This window comes from Methylobacterium sp. GXF4, assembly GCF_000272495.1.
In the GTDB taxonomy this organism is placed as follows: domain Bacteria; phylum Pseudomonadota; class Alphaproteobacteria; order Rhizobiales; family Beijerinckiaceae; genus Methylobacterium; species Methylobacterium brachiatum.
The window spans coordinates 188,422-194,590 of the sequence record NZ_AKFK01000079.1; the positions used below are offsets into that span (position 1 = coordinate 188,422).

5 protein-coding genes are annotated in these 6,169 nt (G+C 69.7%); 1 reads left to right on the forward strand and 4 read right to left on the reverse strand.

Translation table 11 applies throughout. The features are described 5' to 3' along the window. Positions 1 to 24: 24 nt before the first annotated feature. On the forward strand, positions 25 to 1,041 hold the full coding sequence (locus tag WYO_RS22765) for an adenylate/guanylate cyclase domain-containing protein (RefSeq protein ID WP_007566905.1): 1,017 nt from the start codon (positions 25 to 27) through the stop codon (positions 1,039 to 1,041). Here the strand turns inward: WYO_RS22765 and WYO_RS22770 are convergent. From WYO_RS22770 to clpS, 4 genes are all read right to left on the reverse strand, one after another. Continuing rightward, positions 1,038 to 2,336, reverse strand: a complete 1,299-nt coding sequence (locus WYO_RS22770) for an NAD(P)/FAD-dependent oxidoreductase (RefSeq protein ID WP_007566907.1) — start codon at positions 2,334 to 2,336, stop codon at positions 1,038 to 1,040. The genes WYO_RS22765 and WYO_RS22770 overlap by 4 nt on opposite strands. 78 nt (positions 2,337 to 2,414) lie before the next feature. Next, positions 2,415 to 2,699, reverse strand: a complete 285-nt coding sequence (locus WYO_RS22775; RefSeq protein WP_007566909.1) for a hypothetical protein — start codon at positions 2,697 to 2,699, stop codon at positions 2,415 to 2,417. Positions 2,700 to 2,790: 91 nt separating this feature from the next. Then, the gene (gene clpA, locus WYO_RS22780; protein ID WP_007566911.1) at positions 2,791 to 5,286 is read right to left on the reverse strand and encodes an ATP-dependent Clp protease ATP-binding subunit ClpA; all 2,496 of its coding nucleotides are present in this window, start codon (positions 5,284 to 5,286) and stop codon (positions 2,791 to 2,793) included. Between the two features lie 37 nt (positions 5,287 to 5,323). Continuing rightward, positions 5,324 to 5,725, reverse strand: a complete 402-nt coding sequence (clpS, locus tag WYO_RS22785) for an ATP-dependent Clp protease adapter ClpS (RefSeq protein WP_007566913.1) — start codon at positions 5,723 to 5,725, stop codon at positions 5,324 to 5,326. Positions 5,726 to 6,169: the final 444 nt, after the last annotated feature.

A 6,169-nucleotide genomic window follows, 5' to 3' on the forward strand; every position in this document is an offset into this window, starting at 1 on the left:
GGCGCGTGGGGTGAGGACGCCCGGATGCGTTTCAGCCCACGCTGGTTCTATCTCGTGGCCCCGGGGCTCGGCGCCCTGGCCGGCCTGCTCTACGGATCGATCTTTCCGGTCGGTCCGCTTCTCGGCTCGGCGATCCGCGGTGCGATCATCGGCACGCCGATCCTGCTCTACGAGCGCCGGCTCCTGTGGCCGCGGATGCGCGAGCGGGTGCGCCACCTCGCGACGCCGCTGTTCCTGCTCGCCACCGTGGCGCTCTACATCGCGATGATTGTCGTCGGCAACGCGCTCGCGAGCACGGTGCTGAACCGCCTGTTCCGCTTCATGTACAGCGAGCGGAACGCGATGCTGATGTCGCAATCGGGCCTGCTCTACGCGCTCGCGATCTCGGCCCTGGTGGTTTTCGTGTTCCGCGTGCGCGACCTGATCGGCCCGGGCGTCTTCGCCAACCTGCTGATCGGCCGCTACCATCGTCCGATCAGCGAGGAGCGGATCTTCCTGTTCCTCGACGTGACCGGCTCGACCCGCTTCGCCGACCGCCACGGCGACCGGGCGGCGCAGGCCTATCTCGGGCAGGTGTTCAACGCCCTGGCGCTGCCGATCTCGCACGCGCGGGGCTCGATCGACGATTATATCGGCGACATGGCCCTGGTCACCTGGACGATCGAGCGGGGCATCCGGGATGCGGCCTGTCTGCGCTGCGTCTTCGATTTCGCCGCCCGGCTCGCCGCCGAATCCGAGGCCTGGACGCAGCGCTTCGGGCAGGTCCCGGAATTCCGCGCTGCCCTGCATTGCGGATCGGTGGTCACGGCCGAGGTCGGGCTCGAGCGTCACAAGATCGCGTATTTCGGCGATGTCGTGAACACCACCGCCCGGCTGGAGAGCCTGTCGAAGAGCCTCGGCGTGCACGTCCTCGTCTCGGCCGATCTCCTCAGCCGGATCGGCCCTTTGCCGCCCGACCTGATCGCCGAGGATCTCGGCGCCCATTCGCTGCGGGGCCGGGACGCGCCCCTGGCGGTGGCGGCGATCCGTAAGCGGGACTAGGCGCCCAGCGCCTTCAACACGTCGCGCGCCGCACGCGCGCCGTCGAGGGTGGCGCCGCCCACCGTCATCGCGCCGCCGCCGGCCAAGGCCTCGCCGGCGAAGAACACCCGCTCGCCGACCGGATCTCGCAGGCGGTCACGGGCCTCCGCGTGGCCGGGCGCGACGATCGAATACGAGCCGCGGGCATGGGGATCCGTCCACCAACCGGCGAGCCGTCCGGCCTGGACCGCACCCTGCGCCTCCGACCCCAGGATCGCGCCGAGCCGCTCGGTAGCCAGCGCCACGGCCGCCGGCTCGCCCGCCCGGCACAGGTCCCGGGCGAGGTCGCCGCCGAGATTGGCCACCGCGATGGCGCGGCCGAATGGGCCCATCTCGAAATACAGGGTCGGGCCGCCGGTGATCACCGACACCGCGTCACCCAGGGCCGCCGGGTCGACCTTCGCCGGGTCGAGGCGCAGACCGATCTTGGTGTAGGCGCCCATATGGAGGCCATCCAGCGCCGCCTCGGCGGGATCGGGCAGGCGCGGCGTGAACCTGATCGCACCGGCTTTCAGCACCCCCACCGGCACCGTGACGATCACGGCCGCCGCCGCGAGGGTGCCGTCCGCGGTCTCGATCCGGACGATCCTGTCCGACCAGTCGATCGCCCGGACCGGACAGCCGAGCCGCACCGGCAGATCGGCGAAGTGCCGCGCCACGAGGTCGCCGTAGCCGTCGACCCAGAGGTCGGTGCCGGACCAGAGCCGATCGTAATCCACCGCCGAGACCCGCTCGGGATCCTCGCCGAGAGACAGTCGGCTCAGCCCGGCCGCCGCCAGCTCGGCGTTCGGGCCGCCGGCCCGGGCCGCCTCGGCCAGCGAGGTGTCGCCGCCCTTCGGCGCCAGCAGCGCGTCGAGCCCGGAGAAGCCGGCGCGCCGGCTGGCATTCTCGGCCTCGGTCGCCGGCCTTCCATCGATGGTCAGCGTGCGCGCCCAGCCGCCTTCCTGCGCGAAGCGCACGCCGGCAGCCCGCGCCACCGGCGCCCAGGGATTGCGCTCGGCCCAGTGGATGTACTCGGCACCGGCATCGAAGCGGCAATCCGGGCCGAGCGACCGATCGGTGAAGGCGCGGCCGCCGATCCGGTCCCGCGCCTCGATCAGCAGGAAATCCTGTCCGGCCGCCCGCAGCGCCGATGCCGCCGCCAACCCGGCCGCGCCGGCCCCGATGACGACCACGGTTCCGCCCCGCGCCGCCGCCCGCAGGGCCGGTGCCGCCAGAACCGCCGAGGCCAGGATCGTGCGTCGGGTCGGACTCATGGCGTACCCGCTCGGATGCTGTTTTTGACCGGGACACGTCCCAGGGCGGGCGGGCCGCCCGCGCCGATCCCGGATGCGCTAGCCGCGCGCGCCCTGCGTACCGGAGCGCTTCTCCATCATGGTCTTGACCTGCATCAGCTGGTCCCAGACCTGGCCCGGCGAGGTCCCGAAGAAGTCGAAGCCGGCATTCACACCGAGATAGATCCCGACGCAGATCAGCGGCACCAGCACCCAGGCCAGAACCTCCTCACCGCGGCGACGCCGCTGGCGGCGCCGACGGCGCTCCTCGCGCCGGGTCAGCTTCTGGGCAGGCGCAGGATGCGTGACGGGGGATAGAGGCCCCTCGTGCAGGTCTTCTGTCATCAGGCGCCCCCTCACCGCGGCGCGTTCGCGTCGCGGCGGTCATAGACCGGCAGGCCGTTGTCCGGAAGCCTGCCGGCCGGCGTGCGCGCCCTTATGCGCGGACGAGTGGCACCTTCGGCACGGTGCGGACGCCGCCGCCCGAGCCGCCACCACCCCCGCCGCCCTTGTCGTCCTTCGGCGTCTTCTTGCGCGTGGCCGCGCGGGGCTTGGCCCGCTTGTGCCGCTTGGCCGCGTTGGTGACGTCCGCCTCCGGCTTCGGCGTGACCGGGCCGGCCGGGAAGTCGAAGCCGAGGCTGTCCTTGGCGCCGGCCTTGGCCTCCTCGTCCTCGGGCTTGCGCACCACCACCCGGACGGCACCGCCATCCTTGAGCTTGCCGAACAGGACCTCGTCGGCGAGCGGCGTCTTGATGGTCGACTGGATCAGCCGCGCCATCGGGCGGGCGCCCATCGCGTCGTCGTAGCCATGCTCCACCAGCCAGGCCCGAGCCTCGTCCGAGAGCTCGATCGTGACGTTGCGGTCGGCGAGCTGCGCCTCGAGCTGGAGGACGAACTTGTCGACGACCTTGGCCACAACCTCCTTCGGCAGGTGACCGAACGAGATGATCGCGTCGAGGCGGTTGCGGAATTCCGGCGCGAACAGCCGGTTGATCGCCTCGACGTCGTCGCCCGTCCGCTTGGCCTGGGTGAAGCCGTAGGCCGACTTCGCCAGGTCCGAGGCGCCCGCGTTCGACGTCATAATGATGATGACGTTGCGGAAATCGACCTGCTTGCCGTTGTGGTCGGTGAGCTTGCCGTGGTCCATCACCTGCAACAGGATGTTGAACAGGTCCGGGTGGGCCTTCTCGATCTCGTCGAGCAGCAGCACGCAATGCGGATGCTGGTCGATCCCGTCGGTGAGCAGGCCGCCCTGGTCGAAGCCGACATAGCCGGGGGGCGCGCCGATCAGGCGGCTGACCGTGTGGCGCTCCATGTATTCCGACATGTCGAACCGCAGCATCTCGACGCCCAGCGACGCGGCGAGCTGCTTGGCGGCCTCGGTCTTGCCCACGCCGGTCGGTCCCGCGAACAGGTACGAGCCGATCGGCTTGTCCGGGTCGCGCAGGCCGGCGCGCGCCAGCTTGATCGCCGAGGTCAGCGCCTCGATGGCGCTCGGCTGGCCGTAGACCACCCGCTTCAGGTTCTCGGTGAGGTGCTGGAGCACCACCGCGTCGTCTTTCGAGACGGTCTTGGGCGGGATGCGGGCCATCGTGGCGATGGTCGCCTCGATCTCCTTGATCCCGATGGTGCGCTTGCGGCGCGCCTCCGGCACCAGCATCTGCGAGGCGCCGGTCTCGTCGATCACGTCGATCGCCTTGTCGGGCAGCTTGCGGTCGTTGATGTAGCGGGCCGACAGCTCCACCGCGGCCTTCACGGCCTCGGTCGTGTACTTGAGCTTGTGGAACTCCTCGAAATACGGGCGCAGGCCCTTCACGATCTCGATCGTGTCCGGGATCGACGGCTCGTTGACGTCGATCTTCTGGAACCGGCGCACCAGGGCTCGGTCCTTCTCGAAGTACTGGCGGTACTCCTTGTAGGTGGTCGAGCCGATGCAGCGCAGGGTGCCCGAGGCCAGCGCCGGCTTGAGCAGGTTCGACGCATCCATGGCGCCGCCCGAGGTCGCACCGGCGCCGATCACCGTGTGGATCTCGTCGATGAACATGATCGCGTTCGGGTGCGCCTCGATCTCCTTCATGACCTGTTTGAGGCGCTCCTCGAAGTCGCCCCGGTAGCGGGTGCCGGCCAGCAGCGTGCCCATGTCGAGGGAGAACACGGTGGCGTCCGCCAGGACCTCCGGCACCTCGTGCTGGATGATCTTGCGGGCGAGCCCTTCCGCGATCGCGGTCTTGCCGACGCCGGGGTCGCCCACCAGCAGCGGGTTGTTCTTCTGGCGGCGGCAGAGCACCTGGATCGTGCGCTCGACCTCGGAATGGCGGCCGATCAGCGGGTCGATCTTGCCGTCGCGCGCCTTCTTGTTGAGGTTGACGCAGTAGGCGTCGAGCGCGTCGCCCTTCTTCTTCGCGCCGCCGCGGGGATCGCCTTCGTCGCTCGGACGCTCGGCGGCGCCTTCCTCCTCGGCACCGCGCACGGGCTTCGCCTCGGACGCGCCGGGGCGCTTGGCGATGCCGTGGCTGATGTAGTTCACCGCGTCGTAGCGGGTCATGTCCTGCTCTTGCAGGAAGTAGGCGGCGTGGCTCTCGCGCTCGGCGAAGATCGCCACCAGCACGTTGGCGCCGGTCACCTCCTCGCGGCCCGAGGACTGGACATGGATCACCGCGCGCTGGATCACGCGCTGGAAGCCGGCCGTCGGCTTGGCGTCCTGACGTCCGTCGCCGGTCAGGTTCGAGAGCTCGGTATCGACGTAATCGACCAGGCTGCGCTTGAGCGTGTCGATCTCGACGTTGCAGGCGCGCATGACAGCGGCCGCATCCTGGTCATCCACAAGGGCGAGCAGGAGATGCTCCAGCGTCGCGTATTCGTGCCGTCGCTCGCCAGCGAGCGCCAGGGCTCGGTGGAGGGCTTGTTCTAGGCTGCGTGAGAAGCTTGGCAAAGCTGGCCTCTGTGTGGGTGCCTACCGCGAACGGCGCCTATTTCTTTTCCATAACGCACTGGAGAGGATGTTGGTGTTTGCGCGCGAAGTCCATGACCTGCGTCACCTTGGTCTCCGCCACCTCGTAGGTGAAGACCCCACACTCACCGACCCCGTTCTGATGCACGTGCATCATGATGTGGTAGGCGTCCTCGTGGCTCTTGTTGAAGAAACGTTCGACCACCAGCACGACGAATTCCATCGGCGTATAGTCGTCGTTCAGAAGGAGTACCCGGTACAGGCTCGGCTTCTTGGTCTTCGGCTTGGTGCGGGTGATGATCGCGGTGTTGGACCGGTCGTCGCCGCCCGGGGCGCGCGAACCGGAGGCCGTAATCGCCAAGCGCGCCGGCCGTTGAAGCGTCGTCGATATCGCGGTGCCCTGCAGGGGGACCTGTGTCATGTGCGTCGAACCGATCCCTCGATTGGAGCGGGCGTCGCCGGCCCCCAATACCGATCCTGTCACGACCCTGCCGGGAGCGGCGTCTGGGCCAGTGGACATTAATCTACAGACCGTGAGGCCACTTCGCCAGACGCCTGCGCGCACTTGTCCGCCCCGCAAAGCTTGCGCCACGCGCATCGCCCTCGCACCGCCGGGCGAAGGGGAGGGCGACGGGCTCGCCTGATCGGACCGGGCGCGGGCGTCAGGCATGTCCCGACTCGGCCATGGCGGCGGTGGCCGGCTCCGCGCATCTCTCCCTCCCCCCTCTGCGGGGGAGGGTGGGCCCTGCGTCAGCAGGGGTCGGGAGAGGGGCAGCGCGACGCAGCAGGATTTCACCTCCGTGGCGCCCTCTCCGGATACGGCGCTCCCCTCTCCCGACCCGCTTCGCGGGCCACCCTCCCCCGC